Genomic DNA, 24,058 nt, shown 5'->3' with positions numbered 1-24,058 from the left:
AATTATCTCCATAATGCTGCGGTGATCCCTAAAATCATACAAAGCAGTCCCGCCACGTAAAAACGCAGGACAACTTTTGTCTCTGGAATACCTTTATACTCATAATGATGATGTAGAGGGGAACATAGAAAAATACGCTTTTTCCTCAATCGATAACTACCAACTTGTAAAATTACCGATCCTGCTTCTGCGACAAAAACACCGCCCAATAAAATTAAAAGCAATTCCGCACGAAGCATAACAGCACAACTACCTAATACTCCTCCGATAAGTAAGGATCCTGTATCACCCATAAATACCTGAGCAGGAGAACGATTATATTTTAGAAAAGCGAAGCTTATCCCTATTAATGCAGCTAAGAGTATGGATACATCTTGTGCTAAAGGAATTGTAGGACTTGCAACAGCAACTACTAACAAACCAAAAGCACTCATGCATGTAGTTCCTGCTGCCAAACCATCGAGACCATCGGTAAGATTTACAGCATTGCTAGTCCCTACGATTGCCAACATTGCTAAAGCAAAATAGAAAAGTTTACTTAAAATACCATGTCCAAAAGAAATAGCCCCAAAAAAAGGAACCTTTAATGTGTAAAATAGGGCATTACCTTTATATAGAGAAAATATAGCTAGGATTGTGAGTGCGGAGATTAATAGCTGCAAAACAAATTTCTGTTTTGCTGTTATTCCATGTCCTTTTTTTCTTTTCTTTTTTACTATATCGTCATACCAACCTAAAGCTCCCCAACTGACTATCAGAAACACGAATAGCCACGTTGCAAGTCCCCCTAAAGGAAGCCAAAAGAATACAGTAGTTAATAAAACTACACAAAAAAGTATACCTCCAGCTGTAGGCGTGTGTTTTTTATCTTGATGAAGGATATCGAGCTTCTCACAGTAATCCTTATGCACTTGATCGTAATGATTCTGTTTCTTTAACCAGCATATCATAGGTTTCCCTAAGAAAATCCCCAGGGAAAATGCCAGGCCAGATACTGTTGCCAATAAGAGAATCGATGATTCATTAAAATAAGGAAATACAGAACTCATAAGTAAAGTATTAAAAATTAAAAACAGCTTAATAGAGACTCTAAAGCTAAGGATCGTGATCCTTTTAACAAGACAATATCTCCTTGCTGAACGACTTTCTTTAAAATTTCTTCTATACTCTGAGCAGATGGATGAAAAGAAACTTCACAAGGACCTTGTTTTAATAAGTGCTGAATCGGTAACCATTTTTCTCCAATGAAGAAAATAATACCCGCTTTTGATAAAGCTTTTTCAGCAACAACGGTATGACCTGCCTCAGAATAATTCCCTAATTCTGCCATATGACCTAAGATGAGTATAACTTTCCTACCTTCTGAAGGATTAGGAATCGCATCTAAAGCAGCAATCATTGCTTCTGGGCAGGCATTATAGGCGTCATTGATTACTTGAATACCATTTCGCATGCTTTGCTCAAAACGCATGGGGGGGAGTTGTAAATCACAACAAGAGTGGGCAATCCTATCGACAGGAACATCAAGAAGCCAAGCCAAGGACAAAGCTATTAATAAATTACTATAGGCTGGTTGATACGGGAAAGAAATTGCAAAATCTATATCACCTTCAGGAGTACTTATGACCACGCTATCCTTACGAATAGCTTTATAATAAAAATCAGCAGTTTCGTCATGAAAAGCAAAAGAAAACTTCTCAGAAGATGGGGACTGTTTTACAAAGTGAGAATACCATGGAGAATCTTTAGGGAGAAGTTGTACGCGACTATTTTGTAAGATACGCCCTTTTTCTTCAGCAATGCCTTGAACTCCTCTATCAGAGAAATTCATAGCATGTTGATCCGCCACATTGGTAATCACAGAAACTTCAGGTTCCACTATAGAAAGTAAATCCTTCATATTTCCTGGTTCAGAAACACCCATTTCCAAAAGTATAAAATCCTCATCACCATCTGCCATTAATAGGCTTAAAGGAACAGTAAGTTGAGAGTTATAGCTTTTAGGACTGGCATATACCCTATAAACTGAGGAAAGGAAAGTTTTCGCAAATACTTTTGTAGTTGTCTTTCCAATAGATCCGGTAATACCGACGATTGTTCCCTGAAATAAATGACTTTGACTTTCTCCTGCTTCTTTCAATGCTTCCGTTGTGTCGTTAACAACAACTAACTCTAAACCAAAAGAATCTCCACAATAATCTTTAGAAACGACTGCCGCTACAGCTCCAGCTTGAGCTGCCTGTTTAAGGAAACGATGCCCGTCTGTACATTGTCCAGAAAGAGCAAAAAATAAGTCCCCGGGATGCACCCGACGGCTATCAATAGCAACCCCAGAAATCTTTTTACCAGACCTTGGATATTTCACATCGGATAGCATTAATGATACCCAATCTTCTAGTAAGATAGATCGCATTCTTCAGCCTTTTGTATCTTATTAAAATACATCTACTCAGAGCTATACTGTTAGAATAAACACATCATTTGTGAGTCGTAGGATTAAATCAGAGCGCATTTCGAATATTCCGTTCGTTAATATAAATAAATATACTACATGAATGCAAGCAACGTTATATATTCTCGCAAGATTTCCTACTGACTATAAAATCGTATTTCGCTTAAACTAGGATTTCCTTACGTTTTTTGGTGGCATAGCCAAGCGGTAAGGCCGAGGCCTGCAAAGCCTCTATCCCCGGTTCGATTCCGGGTGCCACCTTTCTTTTCATCTAAGGTATTGTACTCTAAAAAATGACTTGGTAGTGTGAGTTTTGCTTAAAACTTCTTTAGAGGCCACCAATGTTAGACAAGGAAAACTCCCTGTACGATACAGATAAAAAACTTTTCCTTGGAATAGACAAAGTTTTTCATTCCGTTAAGGATCACTACGGTCCCCTTGCCTCGTCTCTATCTTTTTTTGAAAACGAAGGTTATCTAGTTTTATCTCGTATAACCCTAGCCGATCCTCATGAAAATATTGGCGTAGATTTTGCCAAGGCTATGGCAAAGAAAATCCATAAGAAATATCTTGACGGTGTCACTACTGGCATCATTTTACTCTACACTATTCTTAAAGAAAGCTATCTTCTTCTAGACCAAGGTTTATCGCTTTATAAGCTTTGTTCTGCTTTAAAAAGAATGGGGGAAAAGCTTCTAACATCTTTGGAAATATATTCTTGGCCTTTAAAAGATAGTAATAAAGCCAAAGGGATCATCTTTTCTGCTTTTCCAGATCTTACAATTGCTACAGAGTTGTCAGAAGCTTTTTCAGCTGTAGGCACTGAGGGATTTATTTCGTTGTCGCAACTCGCAGTATCGAATATACAGATCACCCGGGGATTAAAAATTCCCTGTGGTTACATATCTCCTTATTTTATTTCTCAATCTACACAGCGTACAGTCATACTTTCCCATCCCCGTATCTTTGTTACTGATAAGAAAATTACTTCAGTACTTAGCTTCCTCCCTTTATTACAAGAATTACAAGAGAATGGCGAACAGCTGCTTATTTTCTGTAAAGGTATAGATCAAGATGCTTTTGCCACATTCATGGTAAATAAATTCGAAGAGCTTCTACAAATTGTTGTTGTTGATTTGAATCATCCCTCTCTTGATCCAACTTTTTTTGAGGACATCACCTTATTCACAGGAACTACAGTTTTCTCTCAAAACTTTTCTCCAGCTATGCAACTCCCTGAACGTACGTCTTTAGGTTCCTGTGCCTCTGTAGAAATCTCTCAAGAAGAAACGGTAATCATTCATGGAAATAGCGTATCTGAAGTTCTAGCATTAAAAATACATCAAATAGAGGAAGAGATACGCACTAACTCTTCTCAAGAAACAAAAACTTCATTAATGAAAAGAAAGCATCGCTTACAAAGTTCCGTTGCTATTGTTCCCGTCCGAGAAAAAAATAAATTTTTCTATTCCTTAGCTCTCTCTACATTAACATCTGCTTTAGATAAGGGTTATGTCACTGGAGGTGGTACGGGTTTATTCTATGCTTCTTTAAATCTATGTGAAGAAGATAAAGTTTCCGAAGAAGAACGCGGAGCCATGAATGTTGTACAAGCATGCTGCCGGGCACCTTTAGAGCAATTAATCAACAATTTAAAATTAGACAGTAAGGTTGTTATCAATAAACTCATATCATTATCGACTCCAAGTCTCGGCATGAATGTTCTTTCACAGCAAATTGAAGATCTCATTGCTTCAGGAATCTTAGATCCTCTAGCCAAAATAAAGGATATTTTTTCTTTAGCATTAGAAACGGGATTAAATATACTTTCATCAAAAGTAATCATTAATGATACAAAGTAAACTATTCAGAAATCTTTTATATCCCAATATAAGGTATTTCATTCTCTAAACATCCCCAGTTTTAATATTTTGAGAATGCGTCACCTTGCTACGGTTTCATAAGATCTATAAATAAAGCAGTTAATAAGAAAATCCCAACACAGTACTATGTCTATTTTAGTGTTTTATCCCAGAAATATTTTAGAAAGAGAACATTGTTTCCCTCCTTTCTAAATATCAGAACAACACGTTATCTTTGTTCTTTTGGAGAGAAAATCTCACAAGTATATTTCCTTTCTCTTTGAGGAAAGAACTCGAATTGTTGTTAAAGATTCATGGTAAAAAATAGGGATCTTAAAAGTAGTTTAGCGTAGAAAAAAGGGTCGATTTTTTTATCAGCTCATGCTTCTAAAATTAAGATGCCCTTGGGGGAACAGGTGATATGCATAACAAATCTTCAGAAGCTCATCGTATTATCCATATCTCTGATGTGCATTTTTGTGTTTTTCCCAAGAATCCATTGATCTGTCTTAATAAAAGATTTAAAGGAGCATTACGCCAAGTATTTGGTGGTGTTACATTCCAATCATTAACTATATCTGAACGTTTTCCTGACTTAGCTGTAAAATTACAAGCTGATAGTATTTGTATTACGGGAGATTTTTCTCTTACAGCTTTGGATGCAGAGTTCCTACTTGCTCAAAATTTTGTGAATGACTTAGAACAATACGCTTCCGTCTACGTACTTCCTGGCAATCATGATGTTTATACCCAGAAGGCACTGAATCATCAAACGTTTTATCAATACTTTCCTAATACACAATTGCAAAATGAACAAATTTCTTTTAATAAACTTATAGACCACTGGTGGCTAGTCTTATTAGATTGTTCTTGTTTGAATGGTTGGTTCTCAGCAAACGGGATGATAAAGTCATCTCAAATTTCTGTTTTAGAAAATTTCATTCTTAGTCTTCCTCCAAAAGAAAATATCATCATCGCTAATCACTATCCTCTTTTACCTACAAAAGACCCTTCTCATGATTTAATTAACCATCTACTTTTACAACATGTCCTGAAAAAGTATACTAATGTACGTTTATATCTTCATGGGCATAATCATCAGGCTGCAGTTTACAACTGTAAAGATCATGCACCAAATATGATTTTAAATAGCGGTTCTATCTCATTACCCTCTAACGCACGTTTTCATATTATAGACTTATATCCTCAAGGATATCATGTTTATACTGCAGCAATAACAAATCTCCTAGACACAAAAAAACCCTTAGAGATCTCTATAGAAGCTAGTCTGGAGTCGTGGTAGTTAAAAAAGAATAGAATGAAAAACAGAAGAAACTGTGTAGAAAAACTACACACCTTCTTCATAAATTTTTTCTGCGACAACTCGAAATACTTCTGGAGTATCAGGAACTTCGCAATGGGAAATGTCACGAGTAGATTCCGGCATAGCTAAAAGTTTTTCAACCCAAACTTTCCGTTTTCTTTGTTCTTCAAGAACTAAAGACTTATCTCGCAATTTTTTAAGTAGCTCTGCTTCTGCAGATAGCTCTTTCGTTTTTTTTGTTTCCATACCACGGAATCTAAAAAAATCATGTTTTTTACACAATAGAACTTCTTATAGTTAGCAACTACTTGGAAACTCGGGATTCATAACTCCCTGTACGTGTATCTATTTTAACAACTTCACCTTCTTCAATGAAAATAGGAACCATAATTTTTGCTCCTGTATTTGTCACTGCTGGTTTTAATACTCTTCCTGAAGCTGTATCTCCCCGTACACCCGGCGCTGTTTCAGCAATAGTAAGTTCCATAAAAATTGGAGGTTCTACCCCAATAACGTTACCGTTGTATAAGACTAATGTATAGATTGTATCTTCTAATAACCACTGACGGATATTTTCTATTTTGTCCCAGAAAATCATCTCTTGCTCAAATGTCTCATCATCCATGAAGGTAGCACCTTCTTGATCTGAATAAAGGAAACGCATCTGTTGTTCTCGTACATCTGCGGTTTCTACAAATTCTCCAGACTTAAATGTCCTTTCAATGACCCTTCCCGTCAAAAAATTCTTTACCTTAATCCTGTTAAAGGCTTGTCCTTTTCCTGGTTTTACAAAGTCATTTTGCAAAATCAAATAAGGTTGACCATCTATTTCTATTCTTAATCCTACACGAAATTCACTAGTACTTACACGAACCATGGGGCCATTTATCCTTAAAATTCTCCTATTTATGTTATCTAGGACATTTTCCTTTGTCCAGAAGAATGTCTCGTATAGCATAGGTCTATGCATCAACAAAAAATTATTGATTTTAGTTTAAACGTGCAAATTTCCTATACACCGTATAAAACAAGTTATTATTTGATCTCGATAATATCTAGTTGAACTAGGGAGCAAAAGCATGTTTAAGCAAAAAGACACAAATATCAATGAATCAAAAATAGCCCAGGATATGTTAGAGCGTTATTCTGGATCGACTATTGAAGAATTCTGTCCTTATCTTCTCTTAACGAATTTTGCTTATTACACCCATGTATTTGCAGAAGCTTATCAAGTACCCATTTCAAAGGGATCGATGTTTTCCGCAGCACACGCACCTCAGGTGAATGCTTCTATTCTTGATTTTAAGTTAGGATCTCCCGGAGCAGCTTTAACTGTAGATTTATGTTCATTTCTTCCCAATGTGAAATCTGCCGTGATGCTGGGCATGTGTGGGGGACTACGTTCACACTATCAAGTTGGGGATTATTTCGTGCCCATAGCCAGTATTCGAGGAGAAGGAACTTCTGACGTTTATTTCCCTCCCGAAGTCCCTGCTTTAGCAAACTTTATGGTTCAAAAAACTATTACAGAGATACTAGAAGAAAAAAAAGCTAATTACCATATCGGGATTACCCACACTACAAATATTCGCTTTTGGGAATTCAATAAGGAATTTCGAAAGAAGCTTTATGAAAATAAAGCCCAGACCATAGAAATGGAATGTGCTACATTATTTTCCGCGGGTTATAGAAGAAATCTTCCTATGGGGGCCCTACTGGTTATCTCAGACTTGCCGCTAAGAAAAGAGGGAATAAAGACTAAGGAAAGCGGAAATTTTGTATTGAAGACATACACAGAAGACCATATCACTACAGGAATTGATGTCGTCACCAAGCTAGACACAGTATTGAAAAGCCGTCCGACAAAAATCCAAAAAGGCTTACCCCATATGGAACTTGGAGAGGCTGACGATACTATGCCTAAAGATTCTGGAATCTCAGATAGTGATTATTGAGAAAGTATTCTTTGTAAAATACAGTCCGCAGTAAATCCACAAGCTTCTGCCACATCAGCGGGAGCTCCAGAATAACCGAATCTATCCATAGCAATAGCTAAACCATTAGAACCAATATATTTATACCATCCTAATGCAGACCCCGCTTCTATAGATACTCTTAAACCTAAATCACCACCAATTACACTCTCTCGATATTCAAAATCTTGTTGTTCGAATAGTTCCCAACAAGGGAAGGAAATTACACGAACTTTCTTATCTAAGTAGATTAACTCCTGAGCCACAGCTAAAGCTAAGTGCAGTTCTGATCCTGTAGCAAATAAAGTGTAATCTGGCTTGCCTTGAGTCTCTTTTAAAACAATATAAGCTCCCCGCTCCATACCTTCTTTAAACGGTCTGTTCGTTTGGGCTAGAGTAGGTAAATTTTGCCGGGAAAGAATCAATGCCGTAGGACCGAGATAGCGTAATGCTGCGTGCCAAGCTCCTTTCACTTCATTAGCATCTCCAGGACGGATAACTTGCAAACCTGGAATTGCTCTTAATGACATGATCTGTTCAATAGGTTGATGTGTTGGACCATCCTCACCAACAAAAATAGAATCATGAGTAAATTGGTAAATAACAGGTAACTTTGCTAATGCTGCCAAACGAATCGCATTCCTTAAGTAATCAGAGAATACTAAGAATGTTCCTCCAAAAGGCCGGAAAACTTGAGAATAGGCTAAACCATTCATAATAGCCCCCATACCGAATTCTCGAACACCGTATTTAATATTCCTACCCGAGAAGTCGTGACTATTAATATCTTTAGCATCTGCTATCCATGTTCCATCTGAACTTGATAGATCTGCAGACCCCCCAATAAGGGAAGGGATGTTCTTAGCTAAATTTTGAATTATCTTGTTAGACGCAGCACGGCCAGCTATGGCCTCTGGCATTTCTACACTTTCAAGTATTATCTCTAATTTTTCTGAAGATATTGGAGATTTTAGCGAAAGAAATTCTTGATGCAAATCAGGGAATTGACGTGACCAAACACGAAAATCGTCCTGCCATTCCTCTTGAACTTTACGATCTTCTTGTAATTTATGGGAAAAGAAAGACTTTACTACAGGAGAAATAAAGAATTTCTCCTCAGGAAGATGCCAGAAACGTTTTGTCTGCTCCACCCCATCTTCTCCTAAAGGCGACCCATGCGCCTTATGACTTCCTTCTTTAGGAGAGCCATGACCTATAATCGTATGAGCTACTATCAATACAGGACGTTGCTGTGATTGTTTAATTTTTATAAATGTTTCATGGATCGCGGAAAAATCATACCCATCTATTTCATAAACTTCCCAACCGTAAGATTCAAAACGTTTTTTCACGTCTTCAGAACTTACTTCCCCTAAGAAGCCATCTAAAACAATATTATTGTAGTCATATATAACTACGAGATTATCTAAACCTAAAGTTCCTGCTAAACTACAGACTTCATGGCTAACGCCTTCCATCATGCATCCATCACCAGATAAACAATATACTTTACTATTGAAAATTTCATGCTCGGGTCGATTAAAGCGAACTTGAAGCATTTTCATAGATAAAGCCATACCTACGGCATTCCCTAAACCCTGACCTAAAGGTCCAGTAGTGGCTTCAACACCCTCCGTTTCTCCAAATTCCGGATGACCGGGGGTTCGTGAATGCAACTGACGAAATTGCTGGAGATCTTCTAAAGAGACGTCGTATCCAGCAAGATGAAGACAGGCGTATAATAAAGCCGAGCCGTGTCCTGCTGATAGAACAAACCGGTCTCTATCAATCCATAAAGGATCTTTGGGATTATGTCTCAAAACATAACTATACAAGTATGCGGCAAGTTCCGCACAACCTAAAGGTAATCCCGGATGACCAGAACCAGCTTTTTGAATGATCTCTATGCTTAACTGTTTAAAAGTTCCCGAGATCTTTTCTAAGATATCTATATCTACTTCTCTGTTCACCATTTGTCGGACCTAAAAGTGCTTCACAAGAATACAAAGATCAAAATTATAGGGCATGCATTACCAAAAAGCAAGACTACTCAATTCATACACGCTTTCATAACTCTTATACGTCCATTGCACACTGATTTATCTCAACTGAACAAAACATTTGTCTATGTTTAAAAACAAAAAGATTCTTTCTTAGGACAGTATTAGAGACTAAAATCAATCTCTCCCATATAATTAGAGCAAGTTCAACATTTTTGACATTATAAAGTCATTCCTTATGTTAAGTAACACTCTTCGATCTAATTTTTTAAAATTTTACGCTAATCGCCACCACACTATCGTTCCTTCTTCCCCCGTTTTCCCTCATAATGACCCCTCTATTCTTTTTACCAACGCAGGAATGAACCAATTTAAGGATATTTTTTTAAACAAGGAAACTGTGAGCTATTCGCGAGCCACCACTTCTCAAAAATGTATCCGAGCTGGAGGTAAGCATAATGACCTCGATAATGTTGGACATACATCACGTCATCTTACTTTCTTCGAAATGTTGGGAAATTTTTCTTTTGGTGATTATTTTAAAGAGCAAGCGATTGCTTTTGCCTGGGAAGTATCTCTATCTATATTTAATTTCGATCCTAATTTTATTTATGCAACTGTTCATGAAAAAGATGACGAAGCTTTTGCTCTTTGGGAAAAACACCTTCCCTCGGAGCGTATTTTCAGATTAACTGATAAGGACAACTTCTGGAGCATGGCGGAAACCGGTCCTTGCGGATATTGTTCTGAGCTTCTTTTTGATCGCGGCGAAAAATTTGGCAAAGCAGCCTCTCCACTAGAAGATACTGAAGGCGAACGCTTTTTAGAATATTGGAATCTTGTTTTCATGGAATTCAATCGTACAGCCGAGGGTTCTCTATTATCTTTGCCTAGCAAACATGTCGATACGGGTGCGGGTTTAGAACGCCTGGTTTCTATTATTTCGGGGACAGATACAGTTTTTGAAGCTGATGTTCTACGTCTCCTTATCTCAAAAACAGAAGAACTATCAGATAAAACGTATCACGCAGACGAGGCTTTAGGCGCTGCCTTTAGGGTTATTGCAGATCATACGCGCTCGTTATCCTTTGCTATTGCTGATGGTTTGCTTCCGGGAAACACAGAACGTGGTTACGTATTAAGAAAAATTTTACGAAGAGCTGTTAACTATGGGAAACGTTTAGGATTTACTAAACCTTTCTTAGCAGAAATCGTCCCTTCTTTAGTCAATGCCATGGGAGAGGCTTATCCTGAATTACGCCTATCTCTGTCTCAAATTCAAGAAGTTATGACTATGGAAGAAGAGAATTACTTTAAATCTCTTCATCGCGGTGGGAACTTACTCCAACAGGTACTTAAATCATCATCGTCATCTTCAACCATTTCTGGGGAGGATGCCTTCAAATTAAAAGACACTTATGGGTTACCCATTGATGAAATTGCTTTATTAGCTAAAGATTACGATTTCTCCGTAGATATGGAAACCTTTTGTCAATTAGAAGAAGAAGCCAAAGAACGTTCTCGAAAAAATATTGCCAAGTCTCATAGTTCTACAGATGCAATTTATGATGCATTATCCCTAGGAGAGAATTCAGAGTTTGTTGGTTATAATGATCTATCCTGCGATACATTTATTGAAGCAATAGTTTGTGACGGCAAACGAGTGTCTTCACTTAAGGAGAAAGAAAAGGGCGCCTTAATTTTAAAAGTCTCTCCTTTCTATGCAGAAAAGGGCGGTCAAATTGGAGATGCTGGAGAAATATTTTGCTCTGATGGTACATTTATTGTTAGCCAAACAACTTCTCCAAAAGCAGGAATGATAATTCATCATGGAGAAGTTTCCCAAGGACAACTTTCTCAAGACCAAGCAGTAACCGCACAAGTAAATTGCATTCGCAGAAAGAAAATTGGCAATAATCATACCGGCTGTCATCTTCTACATAAAGCTTTAGAAATGACTCTTGGTGATCATGTTCGCCAAGCAGGATCTTATGTTGACGATTCAAAAATTCGCTTAGATTTCACTCACCCTAAAGCTATTGCTCCAGAAGATTTAGCTTCTATTGAACTTTTAGTTAATGAAAAGATCAGGGAAAATCATCGTGTAGAAACTCGTGAAGCTATGTATTCTGATGTTATGAATTCCAAAGAAATCAAACAATTTTTTGGAGACAAGTATAGCGATGTTGTCCGCGTAGTCTCAGCAGGATTTTCTCATGAACTTTGTGGAGGAACTCATGCAGAATTTACAGGAGATCTCGGTTATTTCCGTATCCTTAAAGAACATGCTGTAGCCACAGGAATACGCCGCATAGAAGCTGTAACGGGTAGAGAGGCTGAGGCTCTAGCACATCAAGACAATGAGGATCTCAATGAAATTTCTCTTATCTTACAATCTCCTCGAGATCAAATTCTGAATAAATTACAAAACATTCTAGAAGAGAAAAAAGAACAAGCAAAAGAGATTTGCGAATTAGAGAATAAGCTCATTAATTCTCTATTGGATAAGCTTATTGACCGTTGTCAACAGGTTGAAGATGTTTCCTATTTTATTCACCATTTACCTGAATCAGAAAGTCATCGTCTACAACAATATGCTAACTGCTTACATCAGAAAATACCCTCACGTTTAATTTCCTTATGGACGACTCAGAAAAATGGAAAATATATCATCTTTTCTCGAGTTTCTGATGATCTTGTTAAACAAGGGCTGCAGGCTAAAGATCTTTTAAAAATATTACTCACACCTTGTGGTGGTCGTTGGGGAGGAAAGGATATATTTGCACAAGGTAGTGCAGATCATCTCCCACAAGCAGACGCATTAAATAATACTTTATGGCAATGGATTTCGACCCAGTTAATTTAAATCTACCTCTCTTATCTGAAATAACTAACGCCTCTATTCCATTACTAATAGAAAACATCCGTCCCGGAGCTCGCGGATTCTTAGCTGCCAAGTTTTTCCGCGAGAGGGAAGAATCTGTAGTAATGATCACTACACGTTCTCGTATTGATGATCTTTTTGAAGATCTCTCCTCATTCTTAGGCTTCCCCCCTATTGAATTTCCTTCATCAGAAATTGATTTGTCTCCTAAGCTTGTTAATATTGATGCTGTTGGCAAACGCGATAAAACTCTTTATGAATTATATGAAAAGAAAGCTCCTTTATTTTGCGTAACAACCCTAAAAGCTTTATTAGAGAAAACACGCTCGCCAAAAGATACCGCGCATCAACATTTAGATATCCAAGTTGGAGATATGCTAGATCCCGAAATGATGATCGATCTATGCAAAAACCTGGGCTATCGCCATGAAACCCTCGCTAGTGATAAAGGAGAGTTTGCGTATAGAGGAGGGATTATTGATATCTTTCCTCTGTCTTCTCAAGAACCTTTTCGGATAGAATTTTGGGGAGAAAAGATTATCTCTATACGTCCTTTTAATCCTTCTGATCAACTTTCGACAGGGAAAGTTTCTAAGCTATCGATATCTCCAGCTACAAAAGATTCAGGGAAAGAAGTATTATCACACTGCCTATTGGATTATTTTAATACACCCCCAAAACTTATCTTTGATAACCTAACGATGCTAGAAGATGATTTTTCTGAAATTTCAGGAACATTATCCTCGTTACCCAACCGCTTTTTGTCGATTACAGATCTATGTGAACGCGCTTTCCAATCTCCCACTATTTTCTTTGAAGAGAAAAGTTTCCCTAATGTCCATAATCTTAAAAATAATGAAGTAAACATCGAAGTCTTTCATCGTCATATAAAAGCCTCTCGACTCGTCGCTCCATTTATTTATCCCAATGAAACTATCGATGAACAGGAAAATCCCCTTCTAGGTTTTCTAAAAAAACTTCAAGAATATATCCCTAATAAAGGCCAACCCTTTAATGTGGCCCTTTACAATACAAAAGCAAAATCTTTAAAAGAAGCTCGTGCTTTAGTAGAAACACTAGCAGAAAATTCTATACATATTTGCGAAAGACCTGGGAATCTCTCTTCAAGCTTTGCTCTTGTTGAAGAAAGATTTGCAGCGATTTCCCTTTCGGAATTTTCATCTACAAAAGTATTGAGAAGACAAAAACAGAGAAATTATTTTTCTGTAACCACAGAAGAAGTTTTTGTTCCCATTCCTGGAGAGACCGTTGTGCATCTTCACAATGGTATCGGTAAATTTATCGGGATGGAAAAAAAGCCAAATCATTTAAACATTGAAACAGATTATCTGGTTCTTGAATATGCTGATAAGGCTAGGCTATATGTACCTTCTGATCAAGCTTACCTAATTTCACGTTACGTAGGGGCATCTGAAAAAGCTCCCGATCTTCACAACCTGAATGGTTCTAAATGGAAAAGATCTCGAGATCTCTCTGAGAAATCCCTCGTGCTTTATGCTGAAAAACTTCTTCAGCTCGAAGCACAACGTTCTACTATACCTTCGTTTATCTACCCTCCTCATGGTGAGGACGTGATTAAATTCGCAGAAAACTTTCCTTATGAGGAAACTCCTGATCAATTAAAGGCTATCGAACAAATTTATTCTGACATGATGTCAGATAAGTTGATGGATCGATTAATTTGTGGCGATGCCGGATTTGGGAAAACAGAAGTCATCATGCGTGCTGCTGTAAAAGCTGTTTGTGACGGTCATCGACAAGTTATTGTTATGGTACCTACAACAATTCTAGCAAACCAACATTATGAGACTTTCTCACAACGTATGGCAGGATTACCCATCAATATTGCTGTTCTTTCACGATTTTCTGAAAGGAAATCAATGAAAAAGATCTTTGAGGATGCAGCCAAAGGCGATATTGACATCCTAATCGGAACACACAAGCTAATAAACAAAAATCTCGAATTTAAAAATCCTGGATTATTAATTATTGATGAAGAACAGCGTTTCGGTGTTAAAGTTAAAGACTTCCTAAAAGAACGTTATCCTACTGTAGATTGCTTGACAGTATCTGCAACACCAATCCCTAGAACATTATATATGTCTTTATCGGGGGCTCGTGATCTTTCTTTAATTACCATGCCTCCATTAGATAGGCTTCCTGTTTCCACTTTTGTTTTAGAGCATAATGAAGAAACATTATCAGCAGCCTTGCGTCATGAATTACTGCGTGGCGGTCAAGCTTATGTGATCCATAACCGTATTGAGAGTATTTTTAGATTAGGGAATACAATACGAACATTAGTTCCTGAAGCACGCATTGCTGTTGCCCACGGACAAATGTCATCAGATGAATTAGCTTCTATTTTCCAAAAGTTTAAAGACCAGGAAATCAATATTCTTGTCGCAACAGCATTGATAGAAAACGGTATCGATATTCCTAATGCCAATACCATTTTAGTAGATCAAGCAGATAAATTTGGTATGGCCGATCTTTATCAGATGAAGGGTAGAGTAGGAAGATGGAATAGAAAAGCCTATTGTTATTTCCTAGTTTCTCATTTAGATAGGTTATCAGGTCCCGCTGCAAAACGTTTAGAAGCTCTGAATAAACAAGAATATGGTGGGGGCATGAAAATAGCCCTTCATGATTTAGAAATTCGTGGAGCAGGGAATATCTTAGGAACTGACCAATCAGGTCACATAAGTGCAATCGGTTTCAATCTCTACTGTAAACTATTGAAAAAGACAGTCGCCGCATTAAAAAACAATACCTCTCCCCTGCTATTTAATGACGACGTAAAGATAGAGTTCCCTTACAAATCACGTATTCCTGATACCTATATTGATTTGGCTTCTATGCGTATAGAATTCTATCAGAAAATAGGTAGTGCTGAAGATACTGAACAGCTTGAACTAATAAAAGAAGAGATGAGAGATCGCTTTGGTCCTATTCCTGAAGAAGTTTTATGGTTATTTGCCCTAGCTCAAGTACGCCTGTTTGCTCTACAACACAACATCTCTAGCATTAAAGGTACGGGAAATGCTTTGTATATTCAACAATGTCATGGAAAAACAGAGCAAATAAAGAAAACATTACCGTATTCTTTGTCTCCAACTCCAGAGTTGCTAATATCTGAAGTTTTAGAATCTATAGAAAAAGCTTTTCCTCTAAAAACCCCTCGTTAAGGAGGCGTTATGTCGGGATTTTACGACGTTATAAAGCCGAAAACTACACGGCCACCTGTCTGGTTTTTACGACAGGTAGGAAGATATATGCCTCAATATAAAGAGCTCAAGGGCTCCCAAACATTGAAAGCCTTTTTCCACAATACCGAAGCAATTACCGAAGCAACTCTTTTAGGACCGAATTTATTGAAAGTGGATGCAGCAATTCTCTTTGCTGATATTCTTTCTCTATTAGACGGTTTTAACATCTCTTATGATTTCGCTCCCGGACCGCAAATCTTATTTTCTCCTAATCAAGAATTGATTTTCACAAAAGATCCCCAAGAGACATTTTCCTATCTTCTTGAAGCAATTAGGAATCTTGTGAAGCGTTTAAAAGTCCCTTTAATTGCTTTCGCAGCGTCTCCTTTTACTATGGCAAGCTATCTTTTAGATGGAGGAGCTTCTAAAGATTTCCCAAAAACGATGGCGTTTCTTTATCAATATCCTGAAAGATTCGATGCTTTGCTTAAAAAATTAACAGAAGGAACGATTGTTTATCTAAAGGAACAAATTCATGCTGGAGCTTCGGCTATTCAGCTATTTGAATCTTCAAGTTTACGTTTACCCTCAAAACTCTTTTCCCAGTATGTGACGACACCAAATACACGACTTATTTCTCAATTAAAGCAGAACGTCTCCTCTCCTATAAGTTTATTTTGCCGCTGTTTCGATGAAAACTTTTTAGACCTTTACTCTACGGGTGCGGACACACTACATCCTGACTATCATGTAAATCTTAATAAGATCTATAAAACAGTTGCAGATCCAGGATCTTTACAAGGAAATATCGATCCTGCACTATTTCTACTTCCTCAAGATGAACTTCTCGCTCATCTTGAAAAATACATTACCACTTTGAAATATCAACCTAATTATATTTTCAATTCAGGGCATGGCATTCTTCCCGAAACTCCCCTAGAAAACGTTCAAGCTGCGGTATTATGTTTAACGTCAATTTCAACTTCTTAGAAGGTCTCCATCAACCTGCACCAAGATACACAAGCTATCCAACAGCTTTAGAATGGAAATCATCCGATGCTAATCCTGCATACCTTGCTTTTGAACGTCTCCAAGAAGATGAACGTCCATTATCACTATATTTCCATATTCCTTTCTGTCAGTCGATGTGTCTATACTGCGGATGCTCTGTAGTAATCAATCGTCGCGAAGATATTGTAGAAGATTACATCTCTACTCTTATTAAAGAAATGGAACTTGTTCATACTCTTTTAGTGGGGAAACGGAAAACTTCACGAATTCATTTTGGAGGAGGAACTCCAAGTCGATTATCTAGAGCACTATTTGAGAAATTATTTTTTCATATCCATCGTTTATTTGATCTTTCTGAAGTTGAAGAAATTGCTATTGAGTTTGACCCTCGTTCTTTAAGGAATGATAGTGAAAAAGCTGAATTTATCCAGTCATTAGGATTTAACCGTGTCAGCTTAGGAGTTCAAGATACACAGGATGCTGTTCAAGAAGCTGTACGACGACGTCAAAGTCATGAAGAATCTCTACATGCTTATCAGAAGTTTCGAGAACTAGGTTTTGAAAGTATAAATATAGATTTGATTTATGGTCTCCCCAAGCAAACAAAAGTAACATTTACACAAACAATTGCTGATATTTTACAGATGCGTCCTGATCGCCTAGCGTTGTTTTCTTTTGCCTCCGTTCCATGGATAAAGCCTCATCAAAAAGCTATGAAAGAAAATGATATGCCCTCTATGGAAGAAAAGTTCGCTATATATTCTTATGCACGACATACATTAACAAAGTCGGGATATCAGGCAATTGGTCTAGATCATTTCTCTCTACCTGATGATCCCTTAAGCATAGCCTTTAAAAATAAAACTCTAATTCGTAATTTCCAAGGATATTCCTTACCTCCTGAAGAAGATCTTATAGGGTTGGGAATGACCTCAACAAGTTTTATCCGTGGTATATATTTACAAAATGCAAAAACTTTAGAATCGTACCATGAGCAAATCCTTGGAGGATCTCTAGCAACAATTAAAAGTAAGATTCTTTCAGAAGATGATAGAATAAGAAAATGGGTAATCCATAAGCTTATGTGTACATTTGTCGTATCCAAAGAAGAATTTTCAGATCTTTTTGGCTATCGTTTTGATGAATATTTTTCCGAAAGTCAAGAACGGATAGATGGTATGGTAACGACAGGACTAATCCAAAATAGCTCTTCTTTTCTTACTGTAACTCCCTTAGGAGAGCTATTTGTACGTGTAATTGCTACAGCTTTTGATGCGTATTTCTTAAAAACTGTTTCTTCAAGCCCTAGGTTTTCAAGATCTATATGAGAAAAGTCATTGTTATAGGAGCGGGAATTTCAGGATTAGCAACAGCGTGGTGGCTACATAGAAAATTCCCTAATAGCGAACTTATGATTATAGATAAGGCAGATCGTCCTGGAGGACTTATCTATACAGACCATCAAAAAGACTTTCCGTTAGATCTCGGTCCTAAAGGTTTTTTAATGCGGGGAGAGGGAGAGTATACTCTCGGATTAATCCATGATCTAGAATTACAAGATTTCCTCATAGCTAGTGATAAAACAGCAAAAAAACGTTTTATCCGCTATAAAGGGAAAACTCGCAAAGTCTCTCCTTGGACATTGATAAAGGAGGGCTTACCCTTTGCCATGGTCAAAGATCTCTTCGCCTCCCGATATACAAAAGATAGTTCTGTTTATGATTTTCTACGTCGTCATAGTACAACAAGTCTTATTCAGAATGTGTTAAATCCCGTTGTTACAGCAATTCGTGCGGGACATAGCGATCTACTTTCTGCGCATATGGCTTTTCCAACTCTTTCTCAACGCGAAGCAAAAACAGGATCAATATTACGCAGTTATCTGAAAGATTTTTCGAAGAAAAAAAATAAGGATGCTCCTTATCTCGCCTCCCTACGTCCGAATTTAGGAATTCTCATTGATACTTTAGTGAAGAAAATCCCAGCCACATGGAAATTCTCTTCACCAGTCACAAAGATAAACTGTTTTCCCTCGGAAGTTATGGTATCAACAGTAAACGAAACATTCTCGGCTGATTTGGTGATCTATACAGGACCTACAAATACTCTTCCTTCTCTTATTGATATTCCTGGTATCCAAAATCTCTCCAATAAAATACTCCATTGGGATCTTTCTTGTGTGACTTTAGGATGGGATAAGAATCCTCCTTCCATTCCGAAAGGTTATGGGATGCTCTTCGCCGATGAACCTCCCTTACTTGGTATAGTCTATAATACTGAAGTTTTCCCGCAGCAAATACCTGGAAAAACGGTCATCTCATTATTATTAGAAAATCGCTGGCATGACGAAGAAGCTTATGCTTTTTCTTTAGCAGCAATTTCTGAATATCTAGGAATTGCTACAAAACCTGATGTATTCTCATTATTCTCCCCAGAAGAGGGTCTTCCCCAGCATTGCGTAGGATTCCTAGAAATGAAAAAGCAGGTACTTCCTTCTATTCCTCATAATCTAAAAATTGTAGGACAGAACTTTGCAGGACCAGGGCTAAATAGATGTGTAGCTTCAGCCTATCGTGCTGTCGCTGCTATCTAAAGGAAGGAAACGTTCACAAAGAGAAAGCGTTGTGGTTAACATCTCTCCGAAATATTCCCGTCGCGGAGACATTTCGAGTAGTCTTTTTTCAATATGATCTAGGAGATGTTCAACTAACTTTTCTTTTTCATTAAGTTTCTTGTAAGCATAGGCGAGTCCCGATACCCAACGCATTTCCATAGCGACACGATTGGTAATTTCTTCGATAAGGATCACCTGCGGATGATTAGGTGTTTGCCAATCTCCTTTTATCTCTTCAAAAACCTCAATAGCTCGTGAAGTATTTCCAAATGCAAGATAAGCATCAGCAAGATCTAACTTCAAAGTATAGTATATATATGTCCAAGCTTTAGCATTTTCTCCAGATAAGGTAACTTCTGAAAACTCATCTAGAGCTTTTATAAACCAACTAATTTTCCTAATTAGTGAGGGTTCCACATATCCCTGAAGATAATAAACCAAAGATAATAACGAAGAATGAGGGAAGAGTTCTTGAAAACGAGACAAATGAAATAGAGCGGCATCTCCCCCCGAAAGATAGTCTTCTATATCATAAGCAAGAAGATACAAGCGATCTCCATACAAACGAAGGTCTAGATTATCGCAATAGAGATCGAGATTCTCTCTAAACTTTCTTGTTAATGCCCAAACCAACCTAACAGTAGACTGTAGCGAAGAACGTTCTTGAGAAAAGACACTGGTTAGCGATGCGTAAGCTTGCGCATTTTTATAATATAGAGAAACAAAACAACATTTCGCCAGATCTTCTAGCGATGTGGATGGATTTATCGCAGCGGTAGGAGATACTTCTTTAACTAGTTCCCCACGACGAAATGCCAACCATAAAGTTAAAGCTCTACTATACTCACTATCCACCACGCTCTCTTTAGCTTTTTCTAAATACTTTTGTTCAGCTAGATCTATGTGCAGATCAATGAGAGAAAGTATAGGACTATCGTTATGAATCTCACAACGCTTTATCATATCATAGATAAAATAGTGATAGAGATCCTCAATGGATATTCTACTGTTACTGCTTAATGATTCACAGACCTTAACAACATTAGATGAAGATGCGTGATCTTTATTTATAAATAACGCATCTAGAGATTTGAGAATCTTACGATGTAGAAATGAAAAATGAGATTTAGAGGTGAGCTCTTTATAAGCATCGATCTTTTTTTGAAGGGCATAGGTAAGAAACAATCCCAAACCAGCCTCTTCACGACTCCAACTTTTATAAGCCCTAAGAAAAAATTCCTCAGCATCGCCATATTTTTGTTGTCGGCAAGAAATACATCCTAAATATTCATATACTCGAGCTAAAGTCACTCCTAATCTAGAAGCATGATTTAAAGTAGATAAGAAAATTTCTCGAGATTTCATGAAATCTTGTTTTTCATAGCTATAGCAACCCAGGAAAAAACTATATTCTGGGAAATAAGCATGCTCCGAAACAAATATAGATTCTCCAGCAACTAATAGCCTCTGCATATCTGAGAAATTTTTGATCTGATGATAGATTTCTAATAATGAAAAGTAGCCGTAATAAAGTAATGTCGATTGTAAATAGTTTCCATGATCTATAAGGACTTCTAATTCACGAATGCCTTCTTCTTGATTCCATGGAAGCGTATACAAAGCATGAGCAAGAAGAAGTACATCAACTTCATGAGCACGTTGTACTTCTCCCTTTGCTATCCTCAATACCAATTTATCAATAGATTGCGCGTATTCTTTTTCAGCCTGACAATAGGGCAATAATAAAGATTCGCAGGAAGTCTTAGCCCCTCGCGCTTTTTCAATTTCCAACCCTAAGACTATTTTCCTTAAAAAAATCTTCTCTATATCAATAACATCAGGATGGGGACTACATGTACCTGCTTCAACATTATGAGAAAGTTTCTCACACAATCTTAAAGCTTCATCGTAATTTCCTCTTTCCTTCATTATGAGAATCTCTTGTTTTCGATCCTCATAACTACTGTGTAAAGTCATGCTATAGAGCTGAAGAAGGAGATTATCTTCTAAAGTTTCTCTACCACTGCTGATATTATGAAATTGTGTTATCAAATCCCTAAGGGAAACACCATCGGGATTCAATCTCTGCCAAGCAAGACGCATTTCAGATCTGATATGAGGAGGAATCGTAACTACAGATAATAATTTTCTTACTATATCTTTGCTTGTTGATCTATCGTCTTGTTTTATTTTCACCTGTACGTACTGACGCGTTAGTGATGCTACAGTTTCCCAATCTCTAGAGGATAACATTGTTTTTTCAGAAATTATACGTTCTACAAATGCTGAAAAAGCTTCATCACAATCAGTTCCTGACTTCAATACTGTATGTAGATCTGCAAAATAATGGCCGAAAGACAACTGCTGAGTTGGAGCGGCACTGACAACTCCTACACTCATAATCAAACAAAATTGAAAAACGCATACACAAGTGCGAAGATATACTTTCATGATAGATTTCTCTCTACCATAGTACTGGCAGGAAATATAAAAAAATTCGCAATAGTTCAAAAAAAACAAACTATATGCAAACCAAAAGTATAGGAAAAGACACTATTACTAAAAAAGAAAGTTATTTTTGAAATTTCTTTATAAATTAAATAGCGACAGAACCTCAACACTACCTAAAAACATACAAAAAAAAACCTCATTAATGAAAATCAAAAGTTTACTTCTTCCAAAAAAGACTCCAGCATTATATCAACTAACACACTGACAAACAAAGAAGTACGAAAAATAAAAAAAAGTAAAAATGATTCTCTGTTTTCTTTTCTCTAAAAAAATTGTTGCATGAATTTGAACAAACAAACTAATTAAAAATTAAAACAAGTAAAAATAGTTTAAAACAACAACTAGAGGACGCTTTTCATGGCGCTAAAAGATACGGCAAAAAAAATGAGAGATCTGTTGGAAAGTATCCAACATGACTTAGACAAAGCCGAAAGAGGAAATAAAGCAGCAGCTCAGCGAGTACGTACCGACTCCATCAAATTAGAGAAAATTGCTAAGCTGTATAGAAAAGAATCGATCAAAGCTGAAAAGTCTGGCTTGATGAAACGTAAGCCTGCGACAAAAGCTAAAAAAGCCACTGCCGCTAAAAAGCCTGCAAAAGCTGCACCTAAGCCTAAGGCAAAAGTAAAAGCTAGACCAAAAGCAAAAGCAGCTCCTAAAACAAAAGCTAAAGCAAAAGCCCCTGCAAAAAAGACTCCAGCAAAAGCAAAAGCCAAAAAAATCTCTAAATCTCGCTCCCTAAGAAAATAATTTTTTCCTTGTCTTGGTTTTTAGAGGGTAATTATATTTTATAACTTGCCCTCATTTTTTTCTTTCCCCCAGTTTTCAAAAGATTGTCCCTAGAAAGCATCTCTTATGATAAAATTCCATAGTAATTTTATCTGCGGAACATCCTACCCTTATTACATTCCTGCAGGTACGTGACGAGTTTTACATAAAACCCTACCTAAGGGGGGCTATGCCTACAGTAATGAATTGTAAACATCTAGGCATTTGTGGAGGATGTTCTTCTCCTCAGACTGCCTATGCTGATTCTTTAAAAACTAAAGAACACCTTTTACATGAACTTTTTTCTCCTATTTTTCCTTCTTCAGAAATTCTTCCTGTAATTCCTTGCAATCCAATATTGCGAGGGAGAAATAAGATGGAGTTCTCATTTTTTCAAACAAATGAAGGAAAGAAAAGTCTAGGATTCATTACGCCCACAAAACCTAAACAAGGTGTTCCCATTACAGAATGTCTCATGATTCATGAACACGCTGTCGATATTCTAAATCTTACACGCACTTGGTGGGATAATCATCCTGAACTGACAGCTTACTACCCTCCTTTTAATAAGGGTTCTCTCTGCACCCTTACTGTGCGTATCGGGAATCCAAAACAGACACTCATGGTTATTTTAACAACATCTTCAAGAGAAGAGTATGCTGTTAGAAAAGAACTTATTGAGGAGTGGAAAAATGCCCTTATAGCTTCTAATCTCCCTATTATCTCTATCATTTGGGAAGAAAAAGTCAGCGCAAAAAATGCTCCGACATATTTCCGTTCTCAATTAATGCACGGGGAACCATTTATTAAACAAACATTAACACTACCCAAAGATGGCAATTCTGGAGTGTTCCATGTACGTCCTAGAAGCTTCTTTCAACCTCAAAGTCTTCAAGGAGCAAAAATTATTGAAATTGCTAAAGAGTTTATGAATCCACAAGGATCCGAAACATTACTCGATCTCTATTGTGGCGCAGGAACTATAGGTATTATGCTCTCTGCCTACGTAAAAAAGGTTATAGGAGTAGAAATTGTCCCAGATGCTATAGACTCTGCAAAAGAAAATATTTTAATAAACAAAAAAGAAAATCTCATTGAAGTACATTTAGAAGATGTAAAAACATTTTGTAGAAGACATCAAGACTGTCCTCCTCCCGATGTCGTTGTTATTGACCCTCCACGTTGTGGAATGCAAAATAAAGTTCTTAAATATCTTCTGAGAATTTTTCCAAAAAAAATTATTTACATCTCTTGCAATCCTAAAATACAGTTTGAGGAATGTTGTAGTTTAATTTCTGCGGGTTATTGTATTAAAAAAATTCAACCTTTGGATCAATTTCCCCATTCTCCGCACTTAGAAAATATTATTTTGCTAGAAAGGGAAGATAGCCTCTAGGAAAAGCATTGAACGTACGCTTCCTATTATGTT

At 37.1% G+C, this 24,058-nt stretch carries 16 protein-coding genes and 1 tRNA gene; 11 read left to right on the top strand and 6 right to left on the bottom strand.

Annotated features, from left to right (window positions below; genetic code table 11):
* Positions 1-2 precede the first annotated feature (2 nt).
* Both mraY and murF read right to left on the bottom strand, forming a co-directional pair.
* A complete protein-coding gene (mraY, locus tag O1W70_RS03710) occupies positions 3-1,049 on the bottom strand; it encodes a phospho-N-acetylmuramoyl-pentapeptide-transferase (RefSeq protein WP_332381025.1) in 1,047 nt (348 codons plus the stop codon).
* Positions 1,050-1,066: 17 nt separating this feature from the next.
* Positions 1,067-2,413 carry a UDP-N-acetylmuramoyl-tripeptide--D-alanyl-D-alanine ligase gene (gene murF / locus O1W70_RS03705; RefSeq protein ID WP_332381023.1) on the bottom strand — a complete coding sequence of 449 codons (1,347 nt, stop codon included), beginning with the start codon at positions 2,411-2,413 and terminating at the stop codon, positions 1,067-1,069.
* Positions 2,414-2,642: 229 nt separating this feature from the next.
* Here murF and O1W70_RS03700 point away from each other — a divergent pair.
* The 3 genes from O1W70_RS03700 to O1W70_RS03690 all read left to right on the top strand — a co-directional run bounded on the left by O1W70_RS03700 (position 2,643) and on the right by O1W70_RS03690 (position 5,617).
* Positions 2,643-2,713: transfer RNA gene (locus tag O1W70_RS03700), tRNA-Cys, on the top strand.
* Between the two features lie 80 nt (positions 2,714-2,793).
* Complete coding sequence (gene groEL3 / locus O1W70_RS03695; RefSeq protein WP_332381021.1) at positions 2,794-4,314, top strand: variant chaperonin GroEL3; 1,521 nt, start codon at positions 2,794-2,796, stop codon at positions 4,312-4,314.
* Positions 4,315-4,735: 421 nt separating this feature from the next.
* The gene (locus O1W70_RS03690; protein WP_332381019.1) at positions 4,736-5,617 is read left to right on the top strand and encodes a metallophosphoesterase; all 882 of its coding nucleotides are present in this window, start codon (positions 4,736-4,738) and stop codon (positions 5,615-5,617) included.
* Positions 5,618-5,662: 45 nt separating this feature from the next.
* On the opposite strand, the gene O1W70_RS03685 is transcribed toward O1W70_RS03690, so the two are convergent.
* Entirely contained in the window at positions 5,663-5,884 is a 222-nt protein-coding gene (locus O1W70_RS03685; RefSeq protein WP_332381017.1) for a hypothetical protein, read from the bottom strand.
* Between the two features lie 58 nt (positions 5,885-5,942).
* A complete protein-coding gene (gene efp, locus O1W70_RS03680) occupies positions 5,943-6,515 on the bottom strand; it encodes an elongation factor P (RefSeq protein ID WP_332381015.1) in 573 nt (190 codons plus the stop codon).
* A gap of 202 nt (positions 6,516-6,717) precedes the next feature.
* Between efp and O1W70_RS03675 the strand changes: the two genes are divergently transcribed.
* A complete protein-coding gene (locus O1W70_RS03675; protein ID WP_332381014.1) occupies positions 6,718-7,593 on the top strand; it encodes an AMP nucleosidase in 876 nt (291 codons plus the stop codon).
* On the opposite strand, the gene tkt is transcribed toward O1W70_RS03675, so the two are convergent.
* Positions 7,587-9,584 (bottom strand): transketolase, encoded by a 1,998-nt coding sequence (gene tkt, locus O1W70_RS03670; RefSeq protein WP_332381013.1) that lies wholly within the window; start codon positions 9,582-9,584, stop codon positions 7,587-7,589. The genes O1W70_RS03675 and tkt overlap by 7 nt on opposite strands.
* Before the next feature lie 265 nt (positions 9,585-9,849).
* Here tkt and alaS point away from each other — a divergent pair, with 265 nt between their 5' ends.
* From alaS to O1W70_RS03645, 5 genes are read left to right on the top strand one after another with little or no spacing between them, the layout of a single operon-like run.
* Positions 9,850-12,477 (top strand): alanine--tRNA ligase, encoded by a 2,628-nt coding sequence (gene alaS, locus O1W70_RS03665; protein ID WP_332381012.1) that lies wholly within the window; start codon positions 9,850-9,852, stop codon positions 12,475-12,477.
* A complete protein-coding gene (gene mfd, locus O1W70_RS03660; protein ID WP_332381011.1) occupies positions 12,447-15,704 on the top strand; it encodes a transcription-repair coupling factor in 3,258 nt (1,085 codons plus the stop codon). Before alaS ends, mfd begins: the two co-directional genes overlap by 31 nt.
* 9 nt (positions 15,705-15,713) lie before the next feature.
* Positions 15,714-16,715, top strand: a complete 1,002-nt coding sequence (hemE, locus tag O1W70_RS03655) for a uroporphyrinogen decarboxylase (protein WP_332381009.1) — start codon at positions 15,714-15,716, stop codon at positions 16,713-16,715.
* Positions 16,688-18,064, top strand: coding sequence for an oxygen-independent coproporphyrinogen III oxidase (gene hemN / locus O1W70_RS03650; protein WP_332381007.1), 1,377 nt, complete (start codon positions 16,688-16,690; stop codon positions 18,062-18,064). The genes hemE and hemN overlap by 28 nt, the downstream gene beginning before the upstream one ends.
* Positions 18,061-19,329: a protoporphyrinogen oxidase gene (locus O1W70_RS03645; protein ID WP_332381006.1), complete on the top strand. Its 1,269-nt coding sequence runs from the start codon at positions 18,061-18,063 to the stop codon at positions 19,327-19,329. Before hemN ends, O1W70_RS03645 begins: the two co-directional genes overlap by 4 nt.
* On the opposite strand, the gene O1W70_RS03640 is transcribed toward O1W70_RS03645, so the two are convergent.
* On the bottom strand, positions 19,300-21,801 hold the full coding sequence (locus tag O1W70_RS03640; protein ID WP_332381005.1) for a DNA-binding protein: 2,502 nt from the start codon (positions 21,799-21,801) through the stop codon (positions 19,300-19,302). The genes O1W70_RS03645 and O1W70_RS03640 overlap by 30 nt on opposite strands.
* Before the next feature lie 417 nt (positions 21,802-22,218).
* On the opposite strand from O1W70_RS03640, the gene O1W70_RS03635 reads away from it, so the two are divergent.
* Both O1W70_RS03635 and O1W70_RS03630 read left to right on the top strand, forming a co-directional pair.
* Entirely contained in the window at positions 22,219-22,611 is a 393-nt protein-coding gene (locus tag O1W70_RS03635; RefSeq protein WP_332381003.1) for a histone, read from the top strand.
* A gap of 208 nt (positions 22,612-22,819) precedes the next feature.
* Positions 22,820-24,025, top strand: coding sequence for a class I SAM-dependent RNA methyltransferase (locus O1W70_RS03630; protein WP_332381002.1), 1,206 nt, complete (start codon positions 22,820-22,822; stop codon positions 24,023-24,025).
* The last annotated feature ends 33 nt before the right edge of the window (positions 24,026-24,058 follow it).

This window comes from Chlamydia sp. 16-02, assembly GCF_042235055.1.
In the GTDB taxonomy this organism is placed as follows: domain Bacteria; phylum Chlamydiota; class Chlamydiia; order Chlamydiales; family Chlamydiaceae; genus Chlamydia.
The sequence above is the reverse complement of the archived record's forward strand: the minus strand, read 5'-3'. Positions and strand labels throughout refer to the sequence as shown.